27 protein-coding genes are annotated in these 25,929 nt (G+C 42.1%); 1 reads left to right on the plus strand and 26 read right to left on the minus strand.

Annotated elements, in window-relative coordinates:
* Positions 1-168: 168 nt before the first annotated feature.
* Positions 169-1,107 carry a stage II sporulation protein SpoIIQ gene (locus JNUCC41_RS07945; protein WP_192208090.1) on the minus strand — a complete coding sequence of 313 codons (939 nt, stop codon included), beginning with the start codon at positions 1,105-1,107 and terminating at the stop codon, positions 169-171.
* A gap of 152 nt (positions 1,108-1,259) precedes the next feature.
* Between JNUCC41_RS07945 and JNUCC41_RS07950 the strand changes: the two genes are divergently transcribed.
* Positions 1,260-1,685 carry a VanZ family protein gene (locus JNUCC41_RS07950; RefSeq protein ID WP_192207238.1) on the plus strand — a complete coding sequence of 142 codons (426 nt, stop codon included), beginning with the start codon at positions 1,260-1,262 and terminating at the stop codon, positions 1,683-1,685.
* A 20-nt stretch (positions 1,686-1,705) separates the two neighbouring features.
* Here JNUCC41_RS07950 and spoIID read toward each other — a convergent pair whose 3' ends face one another.
* The 25 genes from spoIID to JNUCC41_RS08075 all read right to left on the minus strand — a co-directional run bounded on the left by spoIID (position 1,706) and on the right by JNUCC41_RS08075 (position 25,867).
* On the minus strand, positions 1,706-2,743 hold the full coding sequence (spoIID, locus tag JNUCC41_RS07955; RefSeq protein WP_228467572.1) for a stage II sporulation protein D: 1,038 nt from the start codon (positions 2,741-2,743) through the stop codon (positions 1,706-1,708).
* Between the two features lie 208 nt (positions 2,744-2,951).
* Positions 2,952-4,253: a UDP-N-acetylglucosamine 1-carboxyvinyltransferase gene (gene murA / locus JNUCC41_RS07960; RefSeq protein WP_192207239.1), complete on the minus strand. Its 1,302-nt coding sequence runs from the start codon at positions 4,251-4,253 to the stop codon at positions 2,952-2,954.
* 32 nt (positions 4,254-4,285) lie between these two features.
* Positions 4,286-5,035: a YwmB family TATA-box binding protein gene (locus JNUCC41_RS07965; protein ID WP_192207240.1), complete on the minus strand. Its 750-nt coding sequence runs from the start codon at positions 5,033-5,035 to the stop codon at positions 4,286-4,288.
* Between the two features lie 158 nt (positions 5,036-5,193).
* Positions 5,194-5,436: a DUF1146 family protein gene (locus JNUCC41_RS07970; RefSeq protein WP_192207241.1), complete on the minus strand. Its 243-nt coding sequence runs from the start codon at positions 5,434-5,436 to the stop codon at positions 5,194-5,196.
* A gap of 149 nt (positions 5,437-5,585) precedes the next feature.
* Positions 5,586-7,112, minus strand: coding sequence for an NADH-quinone oxidoreductase subunit NuoN (gene nuoN, locus JNUCC41_RS07975; RefSeq protein ID WP_192207242.1), 1,527 nt, complete (start codon positions 7,110-7,112; stop codon positions 5,586-5,588).
* A 3-nt stretch (positions 7,113-7,115) separates the two neighbouring features.
* Entirely contained in the window at positions 7,116-8,639 is a 1,524-nt protein-coding gene (locus JNUCC41_RS07980) for a complex I subunit 4 family protein (protein WP_192207243.1), read from the minus strand.
* Positions 8,636-10,507 carry an NADH-quinone oxidoreductase subunit L gene (gene nuoL / locus JNUCC41_RS07985; protein ID WP_192207244.1) on the minus strand — a complete coding sequence of 624 codons (1,872 nt, stop codon included), beginning with the start codon at positions 10,505-10,507 and terminating at the stop codon, positions 8,636-8,638. The genes JNUCC41_RS07980 and nuoL overlap by 4 nt, the downstream gene beginning before the upstream one ends.
* Positions 10,508-10,541: 34 nt before the next feature.
* Positions 10,542-10,856: an NADH-quinone oxidoreductase subunit NuoK gene (gene nuoK, locus JNUCC41_RS07990; protein ID WP_098371643.1), complete on the minus strand. Its 315-nt coding sequence runs from the start codon at positions 10,854-10,856 to the stop codon at positions 10,542-10,544.
* Complete coding sequence (locus tag JNUCC41_RS07995) at positions 10,853-11,371, minus strand: NADH-quinone oxidoreductase subunit J (RefSeq protein ID WP_192207245.1); 519 nt, start codon at positions 11,369-11,371, stop codon at positions 10,853-10,855. Before JNUCC41_RS07995 ends, nuoK begins: the two co-directional genes overlap by 4 nt.
* Positions 11,368-11,787: an NADH-quinone oxidoreductase subunit NuoI gene (gene nuoI, locus JNUCC41_RS08000; RefSeq protein ID WP_048685828.1), complete on the minus strand. Its 420-nt coding sequence runs from the start codon at positions 11,785-11,787 to the stop codon at positions 11,368-11,370. Before nuoI ends, JNUCC41_RS07995 begins: the two co-directional genes overlap by 4 nt.
* A 33-nt stretch (positions 11,788-11,820) precedes the next feature.
* Complete coding sequence (gene nuoH / locus JNUCC41_RS08005) at positions 11,821-12,828, minus strand: NADH-quinone oxidoreductase subunit NuoH (protein WP_192207246.1); 1,008 nt, start codon at positions 12,826-12,828, stop codon at positions 11,821-11,823.
* Positions 12,829-13,926: an NADH-quinone oxidoreductase subunit D gene (locus JNUCC41_RS08010; RefSeq protein WP_192207247.1), complete on the minus strand. Its 1,098-nt coding sequence runs from the start codon at positions 13,924-13,926 to the stop codon at positions 12,829-12,831. It abuts the gene before it with no gap.
* 5 nt (positions 13,927-13,931) lie between these two features.
* Positions 13,932-15,191 carry an NADH-quinone oxidoreductase subunit C gene (locus JNUCC41_RS08015; RefSeq protein WP_192207248.1) on the minus strand — a complete coding sequence of 420 codons (1,260 nt, stop codon included), beginning with the start codon at positions 15,189-15,191 and terminating at the stop codon, positions 13,932-13,934.
* Complete coding sequence (locus tag JNUCC41_RS08020) at positions 15,192-15,668, minus strand: NuoB/complex I 20 kDa subunit family protein (protein ID WP_179086075.1); 477 nt, start codon at positions 15,666-15,668, stop codon at positions 15,192-15,194.
* A 26-nt stretch (positions 15,669-15,694) separates the two neighbouring features.
* A complete protein-coding gene (locus tag JNUCC41_RS08025; protein WP_076368347.1) occupies positions 15,695-16,069 on the minus strand; it encodes an NADH-quinone oxidoreductase subunit A in 375 nt (124 codons plus the stop codon).
* 341 nt (positions 16,070-16,410) lie between these two features.
* Entirely contained in the window at positions 16,411-16,812 is a 402-nt protein-coding gene (locus tag JNUCC41_RS08030) for a F0F1 ATP synthase subunit epsilon (protein WP_034315803.1), read from the minus strand.
* A gap of 25 nt (positions 16,813-16,837) precedes the next feature.
* Positions 16,838-18,235, minus strand: a complete 1,398-nt coding sequence (atpD, locus tag JNUCC41_RS08035) for a F0F1 ATP synthase subunit beta (RefSeq protein ID WP_192207249.1) — start codon at positions 18,233-18,235, stop codon at positions 16,838-16,840.
* 88 nt (positions 18,236-18,323) lie between these two features.
* Positions 18,324-19,184, minus strand: a complete 861-nt coding sequence (locus JNUCC41_RS08040; RefSeq protein WP_192207250.1) for a F0F1 ATP synthase subunit gamma — start codon at positions 19,182-19,184, stop codon at positions 18,324-18,326.
* A gap of 37 nt (positions 19,185-19,221) precedes the next feature.
* Positions 19,222-20,730: a F0F1 ATP synthase subunit alpha gene (gene atpA / locus JNUCC41_RS08045; protein WP_034315812.1), complete on the minus strand. Its 1,509-nt coding sequence runs from the start codon at positions 20,728-20,730 to the stop codon at positions 19,222-19,224.
* 24 nt (positions 20,731-20,754) lie between these two features.
* Entirely contained in the window at positions 20,755-21,291 is a 537-nt protein-coding gene (locus JNUCC41_RS08050) for a F0F1 ATP synthase subunit delta (RefSeq protein WP_192207251.1), read from the minus strand.
* Positions 21,288-21,800, minus strand: coding sequence for a F0F1 ATP synthase subunit B (gene atpF / locus JNUCC41_RS08055; protein WP_192207252.1), 513 nt, complete (start codon positions 21,798-21,800; stop codon positions 21,288-21,290). Before atpF ends, JNUCC41_RS08050 begins: the two co-directional genes overlap by 4 nt.
* Positions 21,801-21,948: 148 nt before the next feature.
* Complete coding sequence (atpE, locus tag JNUCC41_RS08060; RefSeq protein WP_034315818.1) at positions 21,949-22,173, minus strand: F0F1 ATP synthase subunit C; 225 nt, start codon at positions 22,171-22,173, stop codon at positions 21,949-21,951.
* Positions 22,174-22,245: 72 nt separating this feature from the next.
* Positions 22,246-22,962 (minus strand): F0F1 ATP synthase subunit A, encoded by a 717-nt coding sequence (gene atpB / locus JNUCC41_RS08065; RefSeq protein WP_192207253.1) that lies wholly within the window; start codon positions 22,960-22,962, stop codon positions 22,246-22,248.
* Between the two features lie 22 nt (positions 22,963-22,984).
* Entirely contained in the window at positions 22,985-23,353 is a 369-nt protein-coding gene (locus JNUCC41_RS08070) for an ATP synthase subunit I (protein ID WP_192207254.1), read from the minus strand.
* A 285-nt stretch (positions 23,354-23,638) separates the two neighbouring features.
* Positions 23,639-25,867, minus strand: a complete 2,229-nt coding sequence (locus JNUCC41_RS08075) for a S8 family serine peptidase (RefSeq protein WP_286182401.1) — start codon at positions 25,865-25,867, stop codon at positions 23,639-23,641.
* Positions 25,868-25,929: the final 62 nt, after the last annotated feature.

Consider the following 25,929-nt stretch of genomic DNA (forward strand, 5'->3'; position numbering starts at 1 on the left):
TATTTCCCGAGAAATTTGTCAGAAATTCAAAGGTTTCAGCATATTGGCCAATATTTCCTCAAAAAAAGGAAGCCGTTCAAAGTGAACGGCTTCCTTTTACCAAATTTTCAGTTGTTGTCATTCGTAACGCTCTAGGTTTTTGTTTTGATTTTATTAAAAATCTTGATCTTAATTAGATTGATTCAACGAATCTTTTAAGGAATCACTTTCTTCAGTTGTATCTTCACCAGGGACAGAGCCTTCCTCATCAGTGCCACTCTCTAAATCAGTGCTCTCGTCAGTTTCGTCAACTGCAGGAGCTTGCTCCGTGCCAGTTTCAGATTCGTCAACTGCAGGTTTTTCTTCTTTATCAGCTTCAGAACCTTCGACTGCAGGTTTTTCTTCTTTATTAGCAGAATCTTCAAGTTCACTGCCTTCGGCTTCAGTTGCCGATTGAATCGCAGAAGCTTGTTTATCAACAAAATCAAGTGGGTTTAACGCAATGTTATCTTTTCTGATTTCGAAGTGTACATGTACGCCAGCCTCTTCATTGATTTGGCTTTTCCCAGCTGTAGCAATTGCTTGTCCTTGTTTCACTTTGTCACCGACTGCAACCTTAATGTCTTTAACAGATTGATAACGGGTAACAACGCCATCTTCATGTTCTACTTCAACTAAATTTCCAAGTAACGCATCGTCTTGAACTTTCGTTACATTTCCACTTAAGGAAGCCTTTACATCGAAAGTCTTTCCATCTTCCATTGCAATGTCTATACCTTTGTTTTGCTCATATCTATTGTTGTAGAAAACCAATGCTTCTTCTTGTGCTTTTTCATCCGCATTCACATCATAAAACTGTTTCTTGATAACCGTTTTGTTCGCATCGGCTACAGGCATCTTGATTGTCTCAAGATTACTATTAACTTCTACAGAAGGCTCACCATAGTTTTTTCCTGTTTCAGCTGATTCCTCTTTGCCATCTTTAGCTGAATCGTTAAAACTATTTTGTAATAAGAAGGCCGCGGCTAAGATTATGGCTGCACTTGCGATATAGATTGCTGATAATGCCCAACGTTGTTTTAGTATACGTCGGATTGTGGAAGTTGGTTTCTTTTCTTCCTCTCTCATATTAATCACCTCAGCAATCATTCTGAACATTTTGTTAAGATTATATACATTCAGGAAAAAATTTTTTTAGATTTATTTTGTGGAAATGAAACCGATTTTATTCGTAGAATGGTAAAATGTTTGGTATCTTACTGTTGAAGGATGTTTAAATCATGAAAAAAGCTTTTAAACTTGTGTTAACGTTATTGCCTTTCCTATATATGATTGCCATTTGGATAATGTCGAGCAACCCCGATGATATGATTCTTGATCTTCCCTCATCCTCAATTGACCGATTTATCAAAGAGGCACTTCATCTGGTCGAATTTGCCCTTTTGTATATTTTATTTGTTTCCGCCCTTGCTGCAAACCAAAATCTGAAACCTGGTTTAAGCCTGTTGGCGGCACTTGTGGCTTGCCTTTACGGAGTTATTGATGAATATCACCAATCCTTCGTCCCATACCGCTCCTCTACCTTAATAGATGTCATTAAAGATATCATAGGAGTAGCTGCAGTCTATTTTCATGTCCAATATCATTATTTCAAGCGTGAACGGGGCTTTTTGACCGTTATAGAAAAATTAAGCGCAAAAAAATGAGAGATGGGGATTCCCATCTCTCATTTTTTTGCTGTCATCGTATTCAGCCACTTATTTGAAGACTGAACTTTGACGCCTTTATAATAATATTTCACGATGTCTTCATAGGTTTTACCTTCCCTGGCCATGCCATTGGCCCCGTATTGGCTCATTCCAACTCCGTGTCCGGATCCTTTTGTCGTGATGACAATCTGGTCGCCTTGACGCTCCCAGTCAAAATCGGATGATGTCAGCCCGAGCTTCTCACGAATCTGTTTTCCTGTCATTTTCTTTCCTGCGATTTCCACTACACCTACACGATTACCTGATGTTCTTTCAATGACAGTCCCTATTGATGTTCCCGAAGAAAGACTTACACCCAGTTTTTTTTCAAAATCTGCAGCATTCACTACAACTTTATTATAAAACTTTGGTGATTCTTCTTTATCCCACGGACTGGATACACTTTTTAAATAGGGGTAATCAGCTTGCCAATAGTCCTCGGAATTTTCCGTGTAGCCATTACTGGTCGAAAAAAAAGTGGCAGTAATCGGTTTTCCCTCATAGGTTAAAATTTGACCCGCAGTTTCTTTTATAGCCTTGTTAATTTTTTGCATCTTCGATTTATAATCAGAGCCCCACTGTTTTTTCAGCTCATCATTATTCTTATAAACTTGGTGCATGACCGTATCGCTTACATCGGCACCATCCGGCAAGCCCAACCGACTTTCGCTTATAAGCTGATTGACAATGTAAGTTCTCGCTGTCAATGCTTGAGCCTTCAGCGCTTCTTCTTCAAAATCCGCTGGCATTTCAGCCGCAACCACACCAGTCAAGTAAGATTCAATCGGCAGTTTTTCAATCTTTTTTGCAGATGTTCGATAAACGGCAACTTCTACGGAACTCATTTCATTTGCAGCTACCTCTTTACCCTCATTCTTCACTTTCTTTTCTAATTGTTCGGTCAACTGCCCACTTGTCTTATCATTTGAAAATGGAAGCACAAGCACTGCCGGAATCATGATAATTACGAACGCTACTGCTATGAATAGTACGATCATCGGTTTGATTGCTTTCAAATTCCTGAGCCTCCCTACACTTGTTTTCTCTGCCGTATTTAATCGTATCCAGCAGGTATCTTTACATAACAAATGTATGTCGGGGGACAAGCTTTTATGAATAGAAAAATGACATCTAGTTAACTGTAGCCGATGAAGCCGGATCAAGACAAAAAAACCATTCACGGTTCAATGACTCGAACGTGAATGGTTCTATAAGCTAAGCTATTTATGCGTTTAAATCTGCAATTTTTTTTGTTTCAGCAGGTACATCTTCGTTAATACGTTCCACATCTGCACCTAGGGATGCCAATTTACCATGGAAATTCACGTACCCTCTGTCAAGATGCTTCAGTTCTGTAACACGAGTAATGCCATCTGCAACCAATCCAGTCAGGATGAGCGCTGCTGCGGCACGTAAATCTGTTGCAGCTACTTCAGCTCCTTGAATGTTAGTTGGTCCATTAACGATTACGGAACGACCTTCTATTTTAATATTGGCATTCATGCGACGGAATTCCTCAACATGCATGAAACGGTTTTCGAAAACGGTCTCCGTAATCATACTTGTTCCTTCAGCACGCAGTAATAATGCCATCATTTGCGATTGCATATCAGTCGGGAAACCAGGATGCGGCATTGTTTTAATATCAATGGCCTTTAAGGTTTTTGGACCGATAACGCGTAATCCATCTTCTTCTTCAAGAATTTTAACGCCCATTTCCTCCATTTTAGCAATAAGGGAAGTAAGGTGTTCAGGTACAGCTCCTTGAACAAGAACATCGCCGCCAGTAAGAGCGGCCGCAGTCATGAATGTACCAGCTTCGATACGGTCAGGTATAATCGTATGTTCAGTGCCATATAATTTATCGACACCCTCGATTCTCATCGTACCGGTACCGGCACCTCTGACTTTGGCACCCATTTTATTAAGGAGATTCGCAAGATCTACAATTTCAGGCTCTTTGGCCACATTTTCAAGAATAGTTATACCCTCAGCAAGTGTTGCTGCCATCATGATGTTTTCAGTGGCACCCACACTCGGGAAGTCAAGATACACTCTTGCACCCTTAAGTCTGCCTTCTACCTCGGCATCAATGAAACCATTGCCGACCTTCACTTTTGCTCCCATCGCTTCAAAACCCTTTAAATGCTGGTCGATAGGACGTGATCCGATGGCACAGCCACCAGGAAGAGCAACGCGGGCCCGGCCATTCCTTGCCAGTAATGAGCCCATCACTAAAACGGAAGCTCTCATTTTACGTACATATTCAAATGGTGCTTCTTCTAATAACTCTCTTGATGCATCTACAGTTACTTGATTGTCATGAAAGGCAACATCTGCATTTAAGTTGCGCAATACTTCATTGATTGTATATACATCGGAGAGCGTAGGAACATCTTTAATGATACTTTTCCCATCACTTGCTAATAATGTTGCAGCGATAACTGGCAAAACGGCGTTTTTAGCACCTTCTACTTTAACTGTCCCGCTAAGCCTTTTTCCGCCGCGGACGATGATTTTTTCCAAAAGTATTCCCCTCCGCGTCCATTTTCTCTATATTAATATTCAAACGTTATGATTGGTGTGCCAACTACAAAGTTCGTTCGGTCACCCAATCCTTCTGTCCGTAGCCCAAACTGCAAATTTAATTTTTCTTTTGTCAATGGTTGTTTAAACAATGTTGAATGTGCAGATATAGATGTAAAGTTTGTTTCATGCACACTCTCAATTTCCCTTGCTTGGAACATATCTAACAGGTCTTCAGTTTTAGAGTTTAAAACCGAATCCATATTATCATTGATAGACCCTTTAATACAAGAAAAAATTGAAGGAGTTCCTATAAATAGGTCATTCACCCTGTTTTGGAACGTAGCAGTAAAAAATGCCGCATTGGCTTTCTTCCACTCTTTCCCCTCCACTTCGTAAATAACATAGGTAACTTTATCAAATTTCTCTTCCGTTGTCATTATTTTGATAGACTCGGTCAGACCTGAATCGACATTGTAAGTTAACGCCTCAGCCTTCCAGCCGGAAGCATCATCTTTCCGGTGCCATTGAAATTGAGGGTATTTTCGTTTTAAAGCTGTAACTTCGCTTTCAAACTCTTGTTTAGTTGTAATCTCTTTATTTATTTCTCTAGTGAGTACAGACCAATCCCCTATGTCCAAATCTTCATCTTTTTGTAACAGTCCCACCATTTTAACTATATCTGGTTTACTTTCTGCCACAATCGTACTATTCCCAATTAAAATCACCGTCAAACCGAGAAATACTATGTATGTTAACATTTTTTTGTTTAAATTAAACATGTTAAATCCCTCCCCTTTTACACATTCTTTCCACAAGGAGAGAGATCATACTTCAAGTTTTCCGACAATTGGTGACAACTTCCCCTTAAACTGGCAGGGAGCAATAGCGAATACAAGAGTAGAATCATATTTTGCTATAAGAAAACTCTTACAGCTTATCAGTCATTACTAAACATATAAGGGAGTTGGTTTGCAAATCCCAGGTAGTCGAGGAAGAAATTACTTACAGCTGAACCGATGGCAACCGTTAATAAAATATATAAAACCCTGGCCTTGATGACCGAATTGGATCTTAACATTTTATCAAAATGTAATGCCTGTAAAGCCCACCAGGTAACTGCGATGAAAAACAAGTGTGCAATAATCCCTGTTAAAGCCTGCTGTCCCATTGCTGAAAACATGTACATACCTCCTAAAAGACACCCAAATTATATTCTAACACAAAACCCCTGCATATTTGGAATTTAAAAGGAAGAATTGCAAAAAATCTTTTTAAAACTGTAAATAGAGGCTTGATCCAATGGAACAAGCCTCTGTTACAGGCATTATATCATTTACTCGAAATAAAGTCTGTAAATTCACCAAATTGATCATGAATAAAATCAAAAGCAATATTTGGTGCCACCCCGAAAAGAATGGTGCCTATCACACAAATGATCAACACGGCGTAAAGACCCGGACGGATGTTAATGACCTTCTCCGAATGATTGGGTCGGAAAAAGACCTGCACCAATAATCCGAAATAATACACATAGGAAACAATGGTTCCAGCAATCATGATTCCAGCAAGGACAAAATGTCCAGGCTCCGTTATGAATGTGCCTAGAAAAATATTGAGTTTGCCAATGAAACCTGTCGTCCCGGGAATTCCAGCAAGTGCCAGGATAAATACAGTGAATGCCATGGCAAGATACGGTGATTTCCTCCCCAACCCTGCAAGAATACTAATATCTTCTGACCCACTTTGACTGGAGAGCAGCTGAATGACTGCAAATACACCTATATTCATCAATACATAAGCCATTAGATAAAACCAGACAGTATCCAGCAGGAAATATCCCCCGCCCAATGTTGCCACCGCTACAAGCAGGTAACCCGCATGGGCGATGCTTGAATAGGCGAACAATCGTTTTAAATTTTGCTGCCTTAATGCAACCACATTTCCAATGATGATCGTCAGCCCCGCCAATGAAGCTATATAAATATTATTTTTTTCCAAAAAGTCGAGCGCTCCGAACGTGTCACCGGAAGCTGTTAGGAACAACGAGAGAAAAATGCGCAGGATGATGACAAAACCCGCCATTTTCGAAATTACGCTCAAGAAGGCTGTGACCGGTGTCGGAGCCCCCTCATAGACATCCGGTGCCCACATATGAAATGGGGCGGCAGCTATCTTGAAGGATACACCGACAAATACCATGAAGAAAGCGAGTCCCATAATGTATTGCAGCTGGCCGTCCGTCATTGCAGCCATCGTCCGGCTCATTTCACCTAGATTGACGGAACCGGTCACTCCATATAAATAGCTCATTCCGAATAAAGTGATCGCTGTGGAAATGCCTCCGTTTATCACATACTTCATGGACGCTTCGTTGGACTTCCGATCATGCTTCCGTATTCCGACCAATATATAAGATGAAAGTGAAAGAAGTTCCAGTCCAACGAACAGCGTTATCAAATCACCGCTTGAGGACATGACCATCGCTCCAAGCAAAGCGGTCAGGAACAGATAATAAAATTCCCCCCGATGCTCCCGCAGCCCCTCTTGCGGTTCATATCCTTCAGCCAGAAGCATGATTAGGGCCGCTCCGAATAAAAGCAGCAACTTAAAAGCTTTTGCAAATGAATCTAAACGAAACGTATCGGATAAGATACTGACTGTCTCAAAGGATAGCAGGCTAATCAGTGACAAACAGGCCAAAATGATTCCGGTTAACGCGAGCCATGCCAGTTTTCTCCGATTAAAGTGCTTCGGCCAAAATAAATCCAATATCGAAAGAAACATGGCCGTTCCTAGGATGATGAATTCCGGCATCATCGCTCCCCAATCATAAGAAAGCATCGTGTTCCAATCCATCCTTCATCGCCCCCCTAGAGCTAGCATCATGGCTTCAATCGTTCCTTGAAGAGGCCCGCCTAACAAATTTGGGTATACCCCAACAGTTATTATCAAACCGAGAAGAACCAATGCGGGCAAAAACTCCCAGCCCCTAAGATCCCGTTTCTCTGTTTCTATCAAGCTATCATTTTTTCCGAAAGTCATCAGCATGACCGCCCTCAGTACATAAACAGCGGTTAATACCAGCCCGATCACCCCTATTGCCGCAAGCAACGACTGACTTTTGAATAAACCAAGAAATACCATGAATTCGCTGATGAAGCCGGACATGCCAGGCAAACCAAGTGAAGCCAGCCCACTAGCTAACATGAACCCCGAAAAAATCGGCATCGACTTGGCCAAGCCCCCAAGCTTAGGAAGCATCGTCGTTCCCGTCCGCTCATACAACACTCCCACCAGGAAAAACAACAAAGCGGCAATTAGCCCGTGTGAGATGACTTGAAAAATGGCTCCCTGAATGCCCGCTTCATTCAAGGCTCCCAGCCCCATCATGACGATACCCATATGTGAGATGGACGAGTAGGCTAAAACGAGCTTGAAATCCGTTTGTACCAACGCTAGAAAGGAACCATACAAAAAACTGAGGACCCCAAACAGGACAATGGTAAAGGCCAAGCTTTTATATTGTTCCGGAAATATCCCCATTCCGAACCGGATGATTCCGTATGCCCCTATTTTCAATAGGACACCCGCATGTATCATGACTATGGATGGAGGCGCTTCTGCATGGACCCGCACCATCCAGCTGTGAAAGGGAAAGACCGGCAGCTTTATCGCAAATGCAACGAGAAAGGCGAGACATAAACCATATTTCATCGAACCGGATATGGGTGCAAAAAGCGAAACACCGCCCATTGTCATCATCTGTGTCAATGCCGCAATGTTTGTCGTACCTGTCCTGGCAAACAAAATCAAAATGGCCACCAATAAAACGGCCGAACCAATGCCATTATAAATCAGAAAACTATAAGAAGCTTTTTCCCTCTCAAGAAAGCCCCATCTACCAATTAAAAAGAAAGCAGGAATCAATGTCATTTCAAAAAAGATGAAAAAAAGGATCAAATTTTCTGCCGTGAAGACACCGAGCATTCCGATCTCCAGGATCAAAAATAACAAATAATACCCTTTCCAATCTTTTTTTATATAAATGGACGCGATTGCGGCAAGAGATGAAATGATTGTTGTCAGTAATATGAAGATGAGGCTTAAGCCATCCAGCCCCAACTCAAAGTCAACCGTGAAGAGTTTGGGATCATACATCTCCAAGTTCCCAAACCTGATCCAATTCAATTTAATGTCAAATTCGGATAGGGCCACACCCGAATAATATTGGCTGCATAGAAAGAACGATAGGAAAAGGGGAGGCAGTGTTCCGAAAAAGCCAAATTGTTTAATCGTTCTTTCCTCTTTTTTCGGCATGAGGGCAACCATCACTATGCCCAGCAGCGGTGAAAACACTAATAGCGAGAGCAAATAGACATTCATCTTAGATACCCCCCAGTCACTGCAAAAATCACCAACAGTACCGCAAGTCCCAGAAAGGCTATCATGCCATATTGCTGTACCTGTCCCGTTTGCAGTTTAGACCCTATTTTCCCCAACCCTTCTATTGAACTTGTTACAGTGGAAACAAGGCCACCGACAATGAACCTTTCAATATAAGATAGGAATAAACTAAAGCCTTTGATTGCATAACCTGCAGTAAAATGGTAAATCTCATCAATATAATACTTATTTTCCAAAACCCTATAGACCCCGGAGTTTTCTTTGACAAGCCAATCCCGAGGTAATTTCTTTTTAGCATATATCATATAAGCAAGGCATATCCCGGCCAGCGATACAATCACTGCCATCAACATGACCCAAACAGGCCCCTCACTATGGCTGGCGCCTAGAAGAGATTCATTTCCCTCCACAAGCCACTCCCCAAGGAAGGTTCCAAACCATGGTGTTTGGATATACCCACCGATTATTGCAAGCAAAGCCAATGCGAGCATCGGAATTAACATGATGGAAGATGACTCCTTGACCTGTTTGACTTGACTGCGTGAATCGCCTGCAAATATCATGAAAAACAGCCGGAACATATAAAACGCAGTTAAAAAGGAGGTAACCACCGCTAGACCAAACAATATATAACTACCATTCTCCCAGGCTGCCATCAGAATTTCATCTTTACTGAAAAAACCCGAGAGCAATGGAAACCCGGATATCGCCAAAGTGCCAGTCAAGAACAGCGGCCCAGTCCAATTCAACTTACCCCATAAGCCACCCATCTTTTCCATATCCTGTGTATGTATAGCGTGAATAACACTGCCTGCAGCCAAAAACAGCAATGCTTTAAAAAAGGCATGGGTCATTAAATGAAACACCCCGGCCACATATCCCGAAGTACCCAAGGCAAGCATCATAAAACCAAGCTGAGAGATTGTCGAGTAGGCCAATACACGCTTAACATCCTTTTGCACTATGGCAATGCTTGCGGCAAATATGGCTGTAATTCCACCTGTTATTGCGACGACCTGCATCGCAGCAGAACTAGCCATGAATAACGGAAACATGGCCGCTACCAGGTAAACCCCTGCAGCAACCATCGTTGCTGCGTGTATCAATGCGGAAACCGGAGTCGGGCCTTCCATTGCATCCGGAAGCCATGTGTGAAGTGGAAATTGTCCAGACTTCCCAACCGCACCGATAAAAATCAAAATAGCGATTAATGTCAGTTTTCCACTTGATATCATGCCCGATTGAACAGCTTGAAAGATCTCTCCATATTCAAAGCTGCCTGTTTCCCAGAATAGAAGAATGATGCCGATTAAGAGCCCTACATCCCCAATCCTGGTCATGATGAATGCCTTCTTCGCTGCAGCCTTAGCTTCCAGTTTATAAAAGTAAAACCCGATGAGCAGGAAAGAACCCACCCCGACCAATTCCCAGAAGATATAAAGCTGTAATAAATTGGGTGCCATGACTAGACCAAGCATGGCAAAGGTGAAGAAGCCCAGATAAGCATAAAAAATGGAGAATCGCACTTCACCCTTCATATACCCCTTCGAATATATCTGGACAAGCAGGCTGACAAGGGAAACGATCACAAGCATCAAGGCATTAAGCTGATTGATTTCGAATCCGGCTGTAAGTTGCGTCCCTCCGAAGGAAAGCCAGTCTATCGATATATTATACGTAGGTTCTTTAAATCGTTCTAACAGGACAAGCAACGATAAAACAAACGAAGCCAATGTACATATTATTCCTATTATAGCCCCTCGTTCCCGCAAACGCCCGCCTGATAGAAGCAGAACCAGAAACGTGACGAGTGGAAAGATCGGTATGAGCCATGCGTGCTCCATCATCGTATCAAATCCCCTTCTTCATTTATATAAACCTTCAATTCTTCATTATTTCCATTTCATCGACATTGACCGTCTTCCGATTGCGATAAAGGGACATTAGTATAGCCAGCCCTACAGCAGCCTCGGCCGCAGCAATCGTAATCGTGAATAAGGAAAAAACTTGACCCGTAATGGATGGCGTTACCCCGAATTTACTGAAGGCAACTAAATTGATGTTCGCGGCGTTCAGCATCAGCTCGATTGAAATCAAAACAATGACCGCATTTCTTTTCGTCAAGGCCCCATACAGCCCTATACAAAATAAAACGAGTGCCAATACAAGGTAAGCCGACAAGGGAACTCCCGTCATGATCGATCTCCCTCCTCATCATCTTTTTTAGCCAATACGATGGCACCGACTAAAGCAACAAGCAGGAGTACCGACATCACTTCAAATGGAATCACATATTTTGAAAAAAGTTCGATTCCTATTTGCTTTGTATTTTCCTCATGCAAGGCCGTTGGCTGTACAGGTATATCCAGATTATAAATCCCCAGATAAACCGCCACGGCGAATCCAGCAACCGCTGCGAGCACGGAGAATTTCCCCCAGCCCCCTTTAGCGGGTGCATCATTTTCCTGGTGCTTTGTCAGCATAATTCCGAATAGCATCACGATCGTGATTGCCCCTGAATAAATAAGGATTTGGACAATGGCGACAAACTCGGCTGAAAGCAACATATAAATGCCTGCAATGCCCAAGAAAGTAAAAACAAGTGCAATTACCATGTGCACCACTTTTGTTAACGTAATCAGCAGCACCCCGCCCAATATCGCGACGAGTGCCAAACCAATAAAGGCAATTAATTCACCCGACAAGCTCATACTTTATTCACCTTCCGGATATTTTCATCATTTTCATCCAGCCATTCCAGATTTTTAAATAGATGATCACGGCTATACTCGGCCAGCTCGAATTGGTTCGTCATCACGATCGCTTCTGTAGGGCAGACCTCCGTACATAAATCACATAAAATGCAAATCTCGAAATTGATGTCATACGTATCGATGATTTTCCCTTTTTTCGATGGGTCCGGATGTTTCTTACCAGTTAATTGAATACAATCCGTTGGACAAATCGTCACGCATTGATTGCATACAATACACTTTTCAGGATAGAATTTTTGGATTCCTCGGAATCGGTCAGGGAGCGGAAGCGGCTCATTAGGGTAGTCATAGGTCACTTTTTTCCTCGTCAAGTTCTTTAATGTATAGGTTAAACCTTTTGCTAAACCAAGCATATAAATCCCTCGCTTTCCGACCAGCTTATGTTTCTAAAAAAAGTTAATCAATTCTTTTATTAGTGCCGTCAAAAATATATTTGCTAATGCAACCGGAAGCAGTACCTTCCATCCGAATTCCATCAATTGGTCGGCCCTTATACGAGGAAAGGTTACACGAATCCAGACCAATACATAGAATACGGCACTGAACTTCAGACCGAACCAGATGGCATCCGGAATAAAATCCAAAAACGGAATAGAATTCCATCCCCCTAAAAATAATACAGTGGTTAGAGTTGCCATTGCAAACATATACACATATTCGGATAACATGAAGAAGGCCCATCGAAATCCAGAGTATTCAACATGATAGCCTGCAACAAGTTCGGATTCCGCTTCCGGAAGGTCAAAAGGAACCCTGTTCAACTCGGCAACCGCTGCAATAAAAAACACGATAAACGCAATCGGCTGAAGAAAAATGAACCAAACCTTTTCCTGGGCTGCAACTATATCATTCAAGTTTAAACTTCCTGTTAGAAGAACGATTCCGACTAGCGACATCACCAAGGGGATCTCATAAGATATCATTTGCGCGGCTGCCCTCATTCCGCCAATCAAAGAATATTTATTATTGGATGCCCAACCCGCAGTGACGATTCCGATGGTCGATATACCGGAAATCGCAATATAATAAAGCAGTCCGACACCTATATCCGCAAATTGAAAGGCATTGGTGAACGGCAAGGTGGCAAGGACCATGAAAGCAGGAGCAAAAGCAATTACCGGGGCTAAAATATATAACGGCTTATCAGCTTTTTTTGGTATCGTATCTTCCTTGATCAGGAGTTTCAAAACGTCAGCAACCGTCTGCAAGAGACCCCATTTCCCCCCAATTTGGTTTGGGCCGACACGCATTTGCATGAATCCCATGATTTTTCGCTCTGAAAGGATTCCATAGGTTACAAACCCTAATACGACGAACAGGAGCAGGACTGCCAGACCAAAAAAAATGCCAAAATTCAGTAGGCTTGGAGCGGAGTGGAGAAGATCCTTGATCATTTATCCATCAACCTCCCCTAAAACGATATCGATTGCACCTAATATCGTTATCAAGTTCGCCATATTTTCCCCTTCCAATAATTTCGGTAGAATTTGCAGATTATAAAATGAAGGTCTGCGAAATTTCAAACGGTATGGCTCCTTTTTCCCTTCACTCGCGATATAACAGCCTATTTCTCCTCTTGGCGATTCAATTCGGACAAATGCTTCACCCTTGGGAACCTTTATTATTTTAGGAACCTTAGCAAGGATCGGCCCTTCTGGAAATTGCTCAACCGCCTGCTCGATGATTTTCAGTGATTGTTCGATTTCCTCCATTCTACAGTGATAGCGTGAAAACGCATCACCCTCTTCCCTTGTAGGAACATCGAATGTGAACCTGTCGTAAATGGAATATGGCTCATTTTTTCGTAAATCCCATTTCACACCTGTACACCTTAAATTGGCACCGCTAAGCGAATACTGCAGGGCTTCCTCCTTCGTATAGATGCCCACCCCTTTAACCCGATTAACAAAGATTTCATTCCCTGTCACAAGCTCATGGTAACCGGCAAGCTGCTCCCTCATATAAGGGACAAACTCGGCAACCTTCGCAATCCAGTCTTCAGGAGCATCCCATTTCACACCTCCGACACGCATATAATTGAATGTAAGGCGTGCCCCTGACAATTCAGTCAATAAATTAACGATCATTTCACGTTCTCTAAATGCGTAAAGGAAAGGGCTCGTCGCACCTATATCCAGCAAGTATGTACCCCACCAGACAAGGTGGCTTGCCACTCTGCCCAATTCCATTGCGATAACCCGCAAATATTCTGCCCTTTCGGGGATTTCCACCCCCATCATTGTCTCAACTGCATGGCAAAGCACATAATTATTTGTCATTGCCGCCAGATAATCGAGCCGATCGGTATATGGGATTATTTGTGTATATTGCAGATTTTCCGCTAGTTTTTCCGTACCGCGATGCAAATACCCAATGACAGGTGTTGCCTCTTTTATAATTTCACCGTCAATCTTGATGACAAGCCGAAAAACACCATGTGTACTCGGATGCTGCGGCCCGACATTGAGAAGCATTTCTTCGGTCCTTAACATTGGGCTTACACCTCCACATCATAAGGCTGGTAATCTTTTCTAAGGGGGTACCCTTTCCATTCTTCACCAAGCAAAATCCGCTTTAAATCAGGGTGTTCATAAAAGTTAATACCTAATAAATCATACGCCTCACATTCTGGCCAATTTGCTCCTGCCCATAATGGGACCAATGATGGAATAACAGGGGAATCCCTATCAAGTTTCACCTTCAAGGCAACTGATTGGTTCATTTTGAATGAATGTAAATGTACATAGATTTCCATATGGGTTTCAAAGTCCGTACCATGAAGTTCAGATAAATACGAAAAGTTAAGCTGTTCATCGTAGCGCAGAAATTTTGCTATTGAGAAATATGTATCCTGACTGGCCACTAAAGTGGGTACATCTTTTGATAATCTATTAATATAGTGCTCTAATAATGCCCCTTGTCCTATATGGCTCTCAATAGCAGAAACAATTTGATCGAGTTTCGACTGATTTGGGGAAAGTTCGCTAGGGGTGTTAATTTCCTCGCTTTCCTTTACAGCAGTCCTGTTCTTCGCAGCCGCCGCTTTCGCTTTGGCAGCGGCGGCTGCCTTCGCCTTGGCCGCAGCTGCCGCCTTTTGCTTCGCTTTATCCATTTCGCCTTCCGGCTTTTCCTCCGCCTCTTCTTTCGCCTGTTTTCGGGCCATTGCTGCTGCCTTCGCCTTAGCCGCAGCTGCCGCCTTTTGCTTCGCTTTATCCATTTCGCCTTCCGGCTTTTCCTCCGCCTCTTCTTTCGCCTGTTTTCGGGCCATTGCCGCTGCCTTCGCCTTGGCCGCGGCCTCCGCCTTTTGCTTCGCTATATCCTTTTCGCCTTCCGGCTTTTCCTCCGCTTCTTCTTCTTTCGCCTTTTTTCGGGCCATTGCTTCAGCCTTCGCCTTGGCCGCGGCCTCCGCTTTTTGCTTCGCTTTATCCTTTTCACCTTCCGGCTTTTCCGCCGTTTCTTCTTTCGCCTTTTTTCGGGCCATTGCTTCAGCCTTCGCCTTGGCCGCGGCCTCCGCTTTTTGCTTCGCTTTATCCTTTTCGCCTTCAGGCTTTTCCGCCGTTTCTTCTTTCGCCTTTTTTCGGGCCATTGCTTCAGCCTTCGCCTTGGCCGCGGCCTCCGCTTTTTGCTTCGCTATATCCTTTTCGCCTTCAGGCTTTTCCGCCGCTTCTTCTTTCGCCTTTTTTCGGGCCATTGCTTCAGCCTTCGCCTTGGCCGCGGCCACCGCTTTTTGCTTTGCCAAGTCCTCCTTTTCACTCATCTATATCACCCGCTTTCCGGTTTTCGCTTCGTAACGGATTTTTTCTTTTAATTTATTGATCCCATAAATAAGTGCAGCTGGATTGGGGGGACAACCCGGTATATATACATCGACAGGTACAATTTGATCTACCCCCTTGACCACTGAGTAAGAGTGAACATAAGGTCCACCAGCAGTTGCACAGGATCCCATTGCAATAACCCATTTCGGTTCTGGCATTTGTTCGTATAATCTACTTATTATTGGCGCCATTTTTTTCGTTACCGTTCCTGAAACAATCATGACATCCGATTGTCTGGGTGATGTCCGAAAAAATGAACCAAAGCGGTCCAAATCATAATGGGAGGAACCGACACCCATCATTTCAATTGCACAACATGCCAAACCGAAAGTCATTGGCCAGAGTGAGTTACTTCTAGCCCAGCCTTTTATTTGCTCAAGTGTGGATAAAAAAATGCTATGGCGTATTTCTTCCATTTCTTTGGGGGTAAGTTCATCCAGCTTCAATTCCACTTTAACACCTTCTTTTTCCAAGCGTAAATTAGCCCAAGCATTAGGATCAGGACAAAAAACAGCATTTCAATCAATGCAAACAGTCCGAGTTCATCATAGGCAACCGCCCATGGGTAAAGAAAAACCGTTTCTACATCAAATATGACGAACATCAATCCGAATAGATAATACCTGACATTGAATTGAACCCTTGAATCCTGAAAAGGCTCGATCCCACTTTCATACGTCGTATATTTCATATCTGTCGGCTTATAAGGCCTTAGCAGTCTACCAAGAAATAAAGCGATCACAGGTAGTAAAATGCCGAGACAAAGGAAAACAAATACAATTAAATAATTATTTTGGTAAATATGCAGCTGTCCCATGTTCATCTCCCTTTATGGATAAATCATGTTAAATGGGTACGATTCAAATTTGCTTGTCTTCTTTTTGGATAGCGTTTTAAATATTATGCAGGGTAACACTCTTTTAGAAGCAACGTGAAAGGAGGGGATATGAAGTAATAAATGTAAGCGTATACATTATAACATTAGGATAAAATCATGTCGACGAGTTAAGGTTTAAAATGGAAAATACTTTACTCTATAATTCGACCTTTTTTTACTAATTCCTATATTAAATGCCAATAATCCTCAAAAACCTTTTGAATAAAAAAACACCTGATCTTACCACGAATGGTTTGATCAGGTGTTTTCATAAATTAAAGTTATCGCATTTCTGCAATTTGGATTCGGTTGATGGCACGTTTAAGCGCTAAGTCAGCTCTTTTGGCATCATTTGATCCATCATTGTTCTGCAATCTTTGTTCAGCACGGGCTTTTGCTGCTTGAGCGCGTGCAAGATCGATAGTTTCAGCTCTTTCAGCAGATTGAGCCAAAATGGTTACCACATCAGGGCGAACTTCCAAGAAGCCACCATTTACAGCTACATAGTCTGTGTTGCTTCCATTCTTAAGACGGACAGCACCAATGGTAAGCGGGGCTACAGTTGGAACGTGTCCAGCCATGATTCCCAGCTCACCGCTTTTAGCTTTAGTGCTTACCATTTCAACTTCTGCATCATATACTGGGCCATCGGGAGTAACAACATTGACTTTAATGGTCTTCATTTCATTCCCTCCTAGGTCCCTTTAATTAAGCCATTTCTTTTGCTTTAGCAACAACTTCTTCGATGCGGCCAACTAGACGGAAAGCATCTTCAGGAAGTTCGTCATATTTTCCAGCTAGGATATCTTTGAATCCTTGGACTGTCTCTTTAACTGGTACATAAGATCCTTTTTGACCAGTAAATTGTTCAGCCACGTGGAAGTTTTGTGACAAGAAGTTTTGAATTCTACGAGCACGGGCAACGATTACTTTTTCGTCTTCGCTTAACTCGTCCATACCCAAGATCGCAATAATATCTTGAAGTTCTTTATATTTCTGTAAAGTTGATTGAACTTGACGGGCCACTTCATAGTGCTCAGCTCCAACGACTTCTGGGCTAAGAGCACGAGAAGAAGATGCCAATGGATCAACTGCTGGATAGATACCCATTTCAGAAAGCTTACGCTCAAGGTTAGTTGTTGCATCCAAGTGAGCGAAAGTTGTAGCTGGAGCCGGATCCGTATAGTCATCGGCAGGTACATAGATCGCTTGAATAGATGTAACAGAACCTTTATTAGTTGAAGTGATACGTTCTTGTAATTGACCCATTTCTGTAGCAAGCGTTGGTTGGTAACCTACCGCTGAAGGCATACGGCCTAGAAGGGCAGAAACCTCTGAACCTGCTTGAGTGAAACGGAAGATGTTATCGATGAAGAAAAGAACGTCTTGTCCTTGTTCGTCACGGAAATATTCAGCCATTGTCAAACCACTTAGAGCTACACGCATACGTGCACCTGGTGGCTCGTTCATTTGTCCGAATACCATCGCTGTTTTCTTAATAACACCAGAATCAGTCATCTCGTAGAAAAGGTCATTTCCTTCCCGAGTACGCTCACCTACACCAGCGAATACAGAGATACCGCCGTGCTCTTGTGCGATGTTATTAATAAGTTCTTGGATAAGTACAGTTTTACCTACACCAGCACCACCAAAGAGACCGATTTTACCACCTTTGATGTAAGGAGCAAGTAAATCTACTACTTTAATACCAGTTTCAAGAATTTCAACTGTTGTTGATAAGTCCTCAAAAGTTGGTGCTTGTCTGTGAATTGGATCACGACGCACCTCTGCTGTAAGTGGTTCAAATAGGTCAATGTTTTCCCCTAATACGTTGAAAACGCGGCCTAGAGTCACTTCACCTACAGGAACGGAAATTGGAGCTCCTGTATCAACAGTCTCTGCACCACGAGTTAAACCATCAGTGGAAGACATTGCTACAGTACGAACTGTATTATCACCTAGTTGAAGGGCCACTTCAAGAGTTAGTCCTGTACCAGACGCTGTATTTTCGATTCTTAACGCGTTATAGATCTTAGGAAGTTGTCCGTCTTCGAATTTCACGTCAACAACCGGACCCATAACTTGAGTAACGCGTCCTATATTCATCGTTTTCCCTCCTAACGTTGCTTATAACGACTATCGAGATTATGGAACGGCCAAGCTTCGTCCGGGCTGACCGTCCCCTTTTATGATTTTATTCTAAAGCTGCTGCACCGCCGACAATTTCCGTGATTTCTTGAGTAATTGCGGCCTGACGTGCACGGTTATATTGCAATGAAAGCGAGTCGATCAATTCTTTCGCATTATCGGTTGCATTTTTCATTGCAGTCATACGTGCAGAGTGCTCACTCGCTTTACCATCTAATAAAGCACCATAAATTAAACTTTCTGCGTACTGAGGTAGTAATACCTCAAGAATTTCTTCTGCATTCGGTTCGAATTCATAAGAAGTCAATGCTGCATTGGAAGTATTAAAGTCAGCTAAAGGAAGGACTTGCGTTTCCGTTACATCCTGCTGGATTGGGCTGACATAATGGTTATAGTACATATAAAGCTCATCACACAGTTCATTTAGATACAAATTCACTGTTGATTTAGCAAGGGAGCTAATGTCAGCGAAAGACGGCTGATCAGGAACCCCAGTTACTTCAAGCTCTACGTGCATATTACGGCTGACAAAGAAATCACGGCCAACCCTTCCGATTGCGATAATGACGAACTCATCATTGGATTTATGGCGTTCAAGAATAGTTTTATGAACGTGGCGAAGGATGCTACTGTTGTATGCTCCTGCCAATCCGCGGTCCGATGTTATTACCAGGTAACCGGTTTTCTTCACTGGACGTGAGACAAGCATTGGATGAGATGCACCCGTACTTCCGTTCGCAATACTTGATACTACTTCTTGAATTTTTTCCATATATGGAACATATGCCTTAGCATTAGCTTCAGCACGGTTCATTTTAGAAGCAGATACCATCTGCATCGCTTTTGTAATTTGACTCGTCTTTTTCGTTGAAGTAATCCGAGACTTAATATCGCGTAAAGAGGCCATTCATTCTCACCACCCTTTATAAATTAGTTAGACCTTATTATTCAGAAATAACGAAGTTCTTTTTGAACTCGTTAATTGCAGCAACGATAGCAGCGTCTTCAGGAAGACCTTTAGTTGTGCGAATGTGATCTAATAATTCCGGATGAGAACGATCTAGGAACACATAGTATTCTTCTTCAAAACGAAGGATATCCGATACTGGAATATCATCTAGATGACCTTTAGTCAATGCATAGAAAATCATGACTTGTTTTTCAACTTTAATTGGTTTATTTAGATCTTGCTTAAGAACTTCAACTGTACGAGCACCACGGTTAAGTTTTGCTTGAGTAGCAGCATCAAGATCAGAACCGAATTGAGAGAAAGCTTCCAATTCACGATAAGAAGCTAAGTCCAGACGTAATGTACCCGCAACTTTTTTCATTGCTTTAATTTGTGCAGATCCACCAACACGGGATACGGAAAGACCAGCGTTAATCGCAGGACGTACACCTGAGAAGAACAAATCGGATTGTAAGAAGATTTGTCCGTCTGTGATGGAAATAACGTTTGTTGGAATGTAAGCAGAGATATCGCCTGCTTGTGTTTCAACAAATGGAAGCGCAGTAATTGAACCGGCACCTAAAGTGTCATTCAATTTAGCTGCACGCTCAAGTAAGCGGGAGTGCAAGTAGAATACATCCCCAGGGAATGCTTCACGACCTGGAGGACGGCGAAGAAGCAAGGAAAGTTCACGGTATGCTGATGCTTGTTTAGAAAGATCATCATATACCACTAAAACGTGCTTGCCAGCGAACATGAACTCTTCACCCATAGTCACACCAGCATATGGAGCTAGATATAAAAGTGGTGCTGGTTGAGAAGCTGATGCAGATACAACAATTGTGTAATCTAGTGCACCATTTTTACGTAGTGTCTCAACTGTTCCACGAACTGTTGATTCTTTTTGACCAATAGCAACATAAATACAGATCATGTCTTGGTCAGCTTGGTTAAGGATTGTATCGATCGCAACTGATGTTTTACCAGTTTGACGGTCACCAATGATTAACTCACGTTGTCCGCGTCCGATTGGCACTAGAGCATCGATCGCTTTAATCCCTGTTTGTAATGGTTCATGAACAGATTTACGGTCCATAACACCTGTTGCAGGGCTTTCGATTGGACGAGTTTTTGTTGTGGCGATTGGACCAAGACCATCTAATGGTTGTCCTAGCGGATTCACGACACGTCCGATTAATTCTTCTCCAACTGGCACTTCCATGATACGGCCAGTACGGCGTACTTCACTGCCTTCTTGAATGTCTCTGAATGGTCCAAGAATAACAACACCTACGTTATTTTGCTCAAGGTTTTGTGCCAATCCCATTGAACCATTAGAAAATTCTAAGAGCTCCCCAGCCATTGCATTATCTAAACCATGAACGCGAGCGATACCATCACCAACAGTGATTACTGTACCTACATCGCTTACTTTAATTTCCGACTGATAGTTTTCAATCTGCTTTTTAATCAGCGCACTGATTTCTTCAGCTTTGATGCTCATGAATTTCACCCCTATCTGTGAATATTAACCTAATAGTTGTTTGCTAAGGCGATCAAGCTTCCCGCTTATCGTGCCGTCATAAATACGGTTACCGATTTGAAGTTTGATGCCGCCAAGAATATTGCTATCCGTAACATTAGTGATACGCAAATTACGTTTGCCGATTTTTGCAGCAAAAGCTGAAGACACAGCTTCCGCTTCAGCTTCAGTTAAAGGATTAACTGTATAAACAGTCGCATCCGCTACTGAATTTTCTTCATTCGCAAGTTCAATGAACTCTTGTGCCATAGCAGTCACTTCACCTGTTCGATGACGTTCCACCATTAACATTACAGTATTTTGAACCGAAGACGAAAGACTTGCAAATGCATTTGCAAGCAATGTATTTTTTGCATCGCTAGTCATTTTAGGATGAGCCAAGAAGTTCAATAGCTCTTTATCATTTGTGAAAACTTCATTCACTATGCGAAGCTCTTCTTCAAGTTGGTTAATGAGATTTTGCTCTTTCGCAATTTGGAAAAGAGCTACAGCATAACGTCCTGCTACAGTTATATCGCTCATTTACCTTCTCCTGCCTCTTGAATATATTCATTGATTAGTTTTTCTTGATCAGCTGATGAAAGTTCTTTCTCAATCACCTTAGAGGCGATCATAACAGATAATGAAGCTACTTGCTCGCGTAAGGCGGCAACTGCTTTTTCTCTCTCTTGAACGATTTCACGTTTTGCTGATTCTTTAACACGCTCAGCCTCTGCACGCGCTTGTTTAATGATATCTTCGCGTTGTGCTTCGCCTTGCTGCTTAGCATTCTCTATAAGTTGTCCCGCTTCAGTACGAGATTGTTTTACGATTTCACGCTGTTCTTCTAAATATTTCAGTGCTTCTTTTCTACTAACTTCAGCTGCTTCAATTTCATTCGCAACATGCTCTTCACGTTCTTTCATGATGCCCATTAGCGGACCCCATGCAAACTTCTTAAGCAACGCTAACAAAATAATAAAGATTACAAGCTGGTATATGATATCCCCACCATTAAATGCTTGACCAAGAACATAATTGCTTGTTAACACGCTCGGTTCACTCCCTTCATGAGATTCACTATTGAAGTTCTGTATTTTCGATTGACAGTATCACTGTCATAAATGTCATTTAACACAGAGCAATGGCGAAGGTTCTCCTTGGATCATCTTCGCCATTATTGAACTTTTTCAAGTTATCTTATTTACCCATTACAATAAACGCGATAACTACAGCGATGATTGGAAGTGCCTCAACTAACGCAATACCAACGAACATTGTAGTTTGAAGCATACCACGAGCTTCTGGCTGACGAGCCATTCCTTCAATTGTACGCCCTACGATAAGACCATTACCAATACCCGCACCTAGTGCACCTAATCCAACTGCGATAGCAGCAGCTATAAGACCTAAAGAACCTGTCATGATAAATTTCCTCCTTGAAATGTTGTTTTATTTTTTCATCAATATAATGTTCATAATGAACAATATTTATAATTAATGGTCGTCACTTACTTTATGGGAAAGATAAACCATCGTTAACATAGTAAAGATAAAAGCTTGAATGGAGCCGACAAAGATACTAAATCCTTCCCAAGCTAACATTGGTAATGCAGCAGTGGCTGCACCCACAACACCACTTGTTCCTAGTCCAGCAAGTAAAGTTAGTAGTAACTCACCCGCATAAATATTCCCGTAAAGCCGCAATCCTAGAGTTAACGTATTAGCGAACTCCTCAATAATCTTTAACGGAAACAAGAAACCCATTGGTTGGACATAAGTCTTGGCATAATTTTTCATGCCTCTCATCTTGATACCATAATAATGAGTTAAACCCAATACCATAACTGCCAAGGTTAAAGTTATTGCTGGATCAGATGTAGGTGATTTCCACCAAAGTTCATGTCCTATTACAATTGAGAACGGCAATCCTAACATGTTTGAAACAAATACGTACAAAATTAATGTCATTCCCAACATAAGGAACTGACCACCCGTACGCCAATCCATATTGCTGTTGATGATGTTTTTCACAAAATCCATAACCCATTCGATAAAGTTTTGGATTCCTGTTGGCTTCATCGCAAGTTTTCGAGTTGCTGCTACAGCAATAATGAAGACAATGAGACTTGCGATAGTCATCATAAGAACATTAGCCAAGTTGAAATGTATTCCAGTATCCATAAATTCCCACATAGGGGCTTCATGATTCAACAGTATTCACCTCTCTTCTTTACTACCTACGTATGTTTTGCATAAAATAATCTATCATAATGACAAAGTAAACTGTCATTAATCCCAATACCACGCAGACCACTTGAAACTCGTCAGGATATCTCAATGCAATAATTGCAGCTAAACCCGCTACAGACATTCTAGTTAAACTACCAAGGGAGCGCGTTTTCTTGCCCTCGGCAACCTCTTGGGCGAACTTTTTGTTCTTTTTGACCATTGACCAGAATATAAATAGGCTGAAGGCAGTTCCAAGCAATAATCCTTGGAAGACTGAATCATGTGAAGTGAAGCCCACCCCGAGTATATAAATACCCATTAAATACAACATGTATTTTAGCTGCCTATTGAACATTTTTTCCAATTCTAGCATTTTGTCATGTAATCTCCCTAGAAATATTGTAGTATCTGTGTTTAGCTAGGGAATTTGCCCGTAACAAGTCCAAATAGAAGGTCAAAAACCATCTTCTATTTGACACGTTATTAACGTATGAAACCCCTCTCATTTTACATCCTTAGTTAGCATACAATAGGCTAGAATCATTGTCAATGAGTGGTTAGTGAAATTTGTCACAGGTTTGTAATTATTAACGAATTGTTCACAAATTATCTTTTTTATACTATTGACATCCATTTTATTTTACTTATTAACCTCTATTCACTCAATAAGTAACGTCTTTTCTATCCGATCTTCCCTTCCACCCTTTCTCGCAAAAATTATCGCTTTATACACACCTTTAGGCGGTAAGTTCTTTTTCAATACATCTTTTTTGATCAAACCGGAAGGTGCCGATTTGGACCAATCCAAATATCCAGCGAATTTCAAGCTATCTTCCTCATAAAGGGCAATACCGAATTCTTCAGCCCCGCGCGGAAGGTACATTTCGTATCGATATGTGCCTTTCTGGTCCCCTTGGCCAAAATCGAATCCCATTATCCTTGGGTAATCAGGCTCTTCTTTTACATATAAATAAGGAAGGGATATTTTTTTGGTTCCTTCCATTATTATGAGGTATCCATCAAAGACTCCTTTTTTAAGCTTGGCTGGGTTGACCTGAAGCCCCACTTTTATCCGTTTTTTCTCCTTCGGATTCAAAGTAAGGGATTTTGGCAATTCCCAAGTAAGTCCCGTCTCTTTCAATGGAACCATGAAGGAGTACTTCCTCATTTCCGTTCCGGTATTTTCTATGACTATCGTTTCATGATGTTCTTCAATTCCTTCTTTTTTCGTATACATCCCAAAGGACAATGAGCTCGGACTCAAGAGCGTGTCCGCTTTTAATGCTTCGTCGACCTGGATGCGTCCAGCCCCCTGTTCGTATGTGTGATACAATTGATTCGTAGATTTCCTTAATGGTTTGGAAGTGCTCATCAATGCAGATTTCACTTGCTCAGGATTCCATTCGGGGTGTTTTTGCAGGATTAAGGCGCATGCTCCTGCAACATGCGGTGCGGACATACTTGTTCCATCCAAGGACATATATCCTTTAGGGATGGTACTTTCAATTTCCACTCCCGGTGCCAATACGTCAGGCTTTATTCCCCATGAGACGGTTACCGGGCCCCTGGAGCTAAAATCTGCGAGCTTATCCTGCTCGTTCTTATAAACAAATTGAACGGTTTTGCTCTGTCCTTGCTCCATGATTTGCTTTAGCTGCAATCCATCTCTTCTATTAATAGAAGCAGCCGGGATGTTCATTTCTTTTTCCAAGCTTCCAGTAAAGGTCCCGCTTGTATTATTATAAACAATTACCCCCTTTGCACCTGCCTTTTCTGCATTGGATACTTTCTGCTGGAAGGTAAGAGTGCCACGTTCCATCAACACAATCTTATCCCGAACATGTTTCAAGTCCTCTTCATTGCCCAGCCCCCCAAATATGACATCCTCGGAAAACGTCAGGTTCCATTTTTTAGAGCCTTGAAACAAGGTTAAATGCGATTGATGCTTTTTCGACCCAAGCCCGTAAATCATATACGGAACCCTTAAGGGAGGAGTCGATGCCCCAACGGAAATCGCTTTTTCCGCTGTTCCGGGTGAGCCTACGGTCCATACAGCCGGACCGGAATTCCCGTTGGATGTCACGGCAACGATGCCGCTTTCCACAGCCTTATTCAATGCAAGGGAAATAGGTAAATCAGGGCCATTTACGTTATTGCCAAGAGAGAGATTCAATACATCCACCTTATCCTTCATGGCTGACTCAATAGCCATCAAGACTTGGTCTGTATCTCCTGCACCGCCTGGTCCCAAAGCTCGATATGCATATATCTCCGCTTCTGGTGCAACGCCTTTCATTTTTCCATTGGCTGCAATGATGCCCGCCACATGAGTCCCATGTAATGTATCCAGGTCGCCTTGATTTTTGGTTTCCATCGGATTTTCATCACCATCTACCAGATCCTTCCCTCCTTTATAAGCACGTTGCAAATCCGGATGTGTATAATCGATGCCGGTATCTATGATTCCTACTTTTACCCCTTTCCCGGTAATCCGGTGATTCTCCTTATCAAAGAAACCCCTGGCCCTTCCCCCTCCTATGTATGGGACACTTTTATCCAACACCGCTTGATAAACGGATACTTCCGTTACAGCCTGAATTTCATCCTCCTTTTTGAGTTGTTCTATCTCATTCATTTTCCCCTGAACGGAAAATCCATTCAGGGCAACTGAATAAACATTCCTTAATTGAAGGGACGGATATTTTTCAATCAGTTTTTCGATTTTTTTTCGTTGAAACACCTTATCCATCGTGACAACAACCGTTACTTCCTTAGATTCAGATAGTTTTGGTAAAGGCGGCAGAATGACGGATGCAAATCCCTTTTCATTTTGATAAATAAATATAAAAAGGAAAACAAACACTATAAACGTTTTCTTTCCCAACATAATCATCCCCTTAGCAGTTATCTTTTCTCAACAACCTTGGAGTATGCAAATAAAAAAAGGAA

It is taken from the genome of Brevibacillus sp. JNUCC-41, assembly GCF_014844095.1.
GTDB classification, from domain to species: Bacteria; Bacillota; Bacilli; order Bacillales; family DSM-1321; genus Peribacillus; species Peribacillus aracenensis.

What these genes read in the sequence shown, in the direction of transcription:
- nuoK (WP_098371643.1), bottom strand. Translation starts at nt 10,856, where the DNA reads ATGACGGGAGTTCCCTTGTCGGCTTACCTTGTATTGGCACTCGTTTTA.
- JNUCC41_RS08040 (WP_192207250.1), bottom strand. Translation starts at nt 19,184, where the DNA reads ATGGCCTCTTTACGCGATATTAAGTCTCGGATTACTTCAACGAAAAAG.
- JNUCC41_RS08030 (WP_034315803.1), bottom strand. Translation starts at nt 16,812, where the DNA reads ATGAAGACCATTAAAGTCAATGTTGTTACTCCCGATGGCCCAGTATAT.
- JNUCC41_RS08025 (WP_076368347.1), bottom strand. Translation starts at nt 16,069, where the DNA reads ATGGGACAGCTGCATATTTACCAAAATAATTATTTAATTGTATTTGTT.
- JNUCC41_RS07945 (WP_192208090.1), bottom strand. Translation starts at nt 1,107, where the DNA reads ATGAGAGAGGAAGAAAAGAAACCAACTTCCACAATCCGACGTATACTA.
- JNUCC41_RS07970 (WP_192207241.1), bottom strand. Translation starts at nt 5,436, where the DNA reads ATGTTTTCAGCAATGGGACAGCAGGCTTTAACAGGGATTATTGCACAC.
- JNUCC41_RS08075 (WP_286182401.1), bottom strand. Translation starts at nt 25,867, where the DNA reads ATGTTGGGAAAGAAAACGTTTATAGTGTTTGTTTTCCTTTTTATATTT.
- nuoI (WP_048685828.1), bottom strand. Translation starts at nt 11,787, where the DNA reads ATGCTTGGTTTAGCAAAAGGTTTAACCTATACATTAAAGAACTTGACG.
- JNUCC41_RS08050 (WP_192207251.1), bottom strand. Translation starts at nt 21,291, where the DNA reads ATGAGCGATATAACTGTAGCAGGACGTTATGCTGTAGCTCTTTTCCAA.
- JNUCC41_RS08010 (WP_192207247.1), bottom strand. Translation starts at nt 13,926, where the DNA reads ATGTTAAGGACCGAAGAAATGCTTCTCAATGTCGGGCCGCAGCATCCG.
- nuoH (WP_192207246.1), bottom strand. Translation starts at nt 12,828, where the DNA reads ATGATCAAGGATCTTCTCCACTCCGCTCCAAGCCTACTGAATTTTGGC.
- atpA (WP_034315812.1), bottom strand. Translation starts at nt 20,730, where the DNA reads ATGAGCATCAAAGCTGAAGAAATCAGTGCGCTGATTAAAAAGCAGATT.
- JNUCC41_RS07980 (WP_192207243.1), bottom strand. Translation starts at nt 8,639, where the DNA reads ATGAATGTCTATTTGCTCTCGCTATTAGTGTTTTCACCGCTGCTGGGC.
- JNUCC41_RS08015 (WP_192207248.1), bottom strand. Translation starts at nt 15,191, where the DNA reads ATGAGTGAAAAGGAGGACTTGGCAAAGCAAAAAGCGGTGGCCGCGGCC.
- nuoL (WP_192207244.1), bottom strand. Translation starts at nt 10,507, where the DNA reads ATGATGGAGCACGCATGGCTCATACCGATCTTTCCACTCGTCACGTTT.
- nuoN (WP_192207242.1), bottom strand. Translation starts at nt 7,112, where the DNA reads ATGGATTGGAACACGATGCTTTCTTATGATTGGGGAGCGATGATGCCG.
- JNUCC41_RS08070 (WP_192207254.1), bottom strand. Translation starts at nt 23,353, where the DNA reads ATGCTAGAATTGGAAAAAATGTTCAATAGGCAGCTAAAATACATGTTG.
- JNUCC41_RS07965 (WP_192207240.1), bottom strand. Translation starts at nt 5,035, where the DNA reads ATGTTTAATTTAAACAAAAAAATGTTAACATACATAGTATTTCTCGGT.
- atpE (WP_034315818.1), bottom strand. Translation starts at nt 22,173, where the DNA reads ATGACAGGTTCTTTAGGTCTTATAGCTGCTGCTATCGCAGTTGGATTA.
- JNUCC41_RS08020 (WP_179086075.1), bottom strand. Translation starts at nt 15,668, where the DNA reads ATGGAAGAAATACGCCATAGCATTTTTTTATCCACACTTGAGCAAATA.
- JNUCC41_RS07995 (WP_192207245.1), bottom strand. Translation starts at nt 11,371, where the DNA reads ATGAGCTTGTCGGGTGAATTAATTGCCTTTATTGGTTTGGCACTCGTC.
- atpD (WP_192207249.1), bottom strand. Translation starts at nt 18,235, where the DNA reads ATGAATATAGGACGCGTTACTCAAGTTATGGGTCCGGTTGTTGACGTG.
- JNUCC41_RS07950 (WP_192207238.1), top strand. Translation starts at nt 1,260, where the DNA reads ATGAAAAAAGCTTTTAAACTTGTGTTAACGTTATTGCCTTTCCTATAT.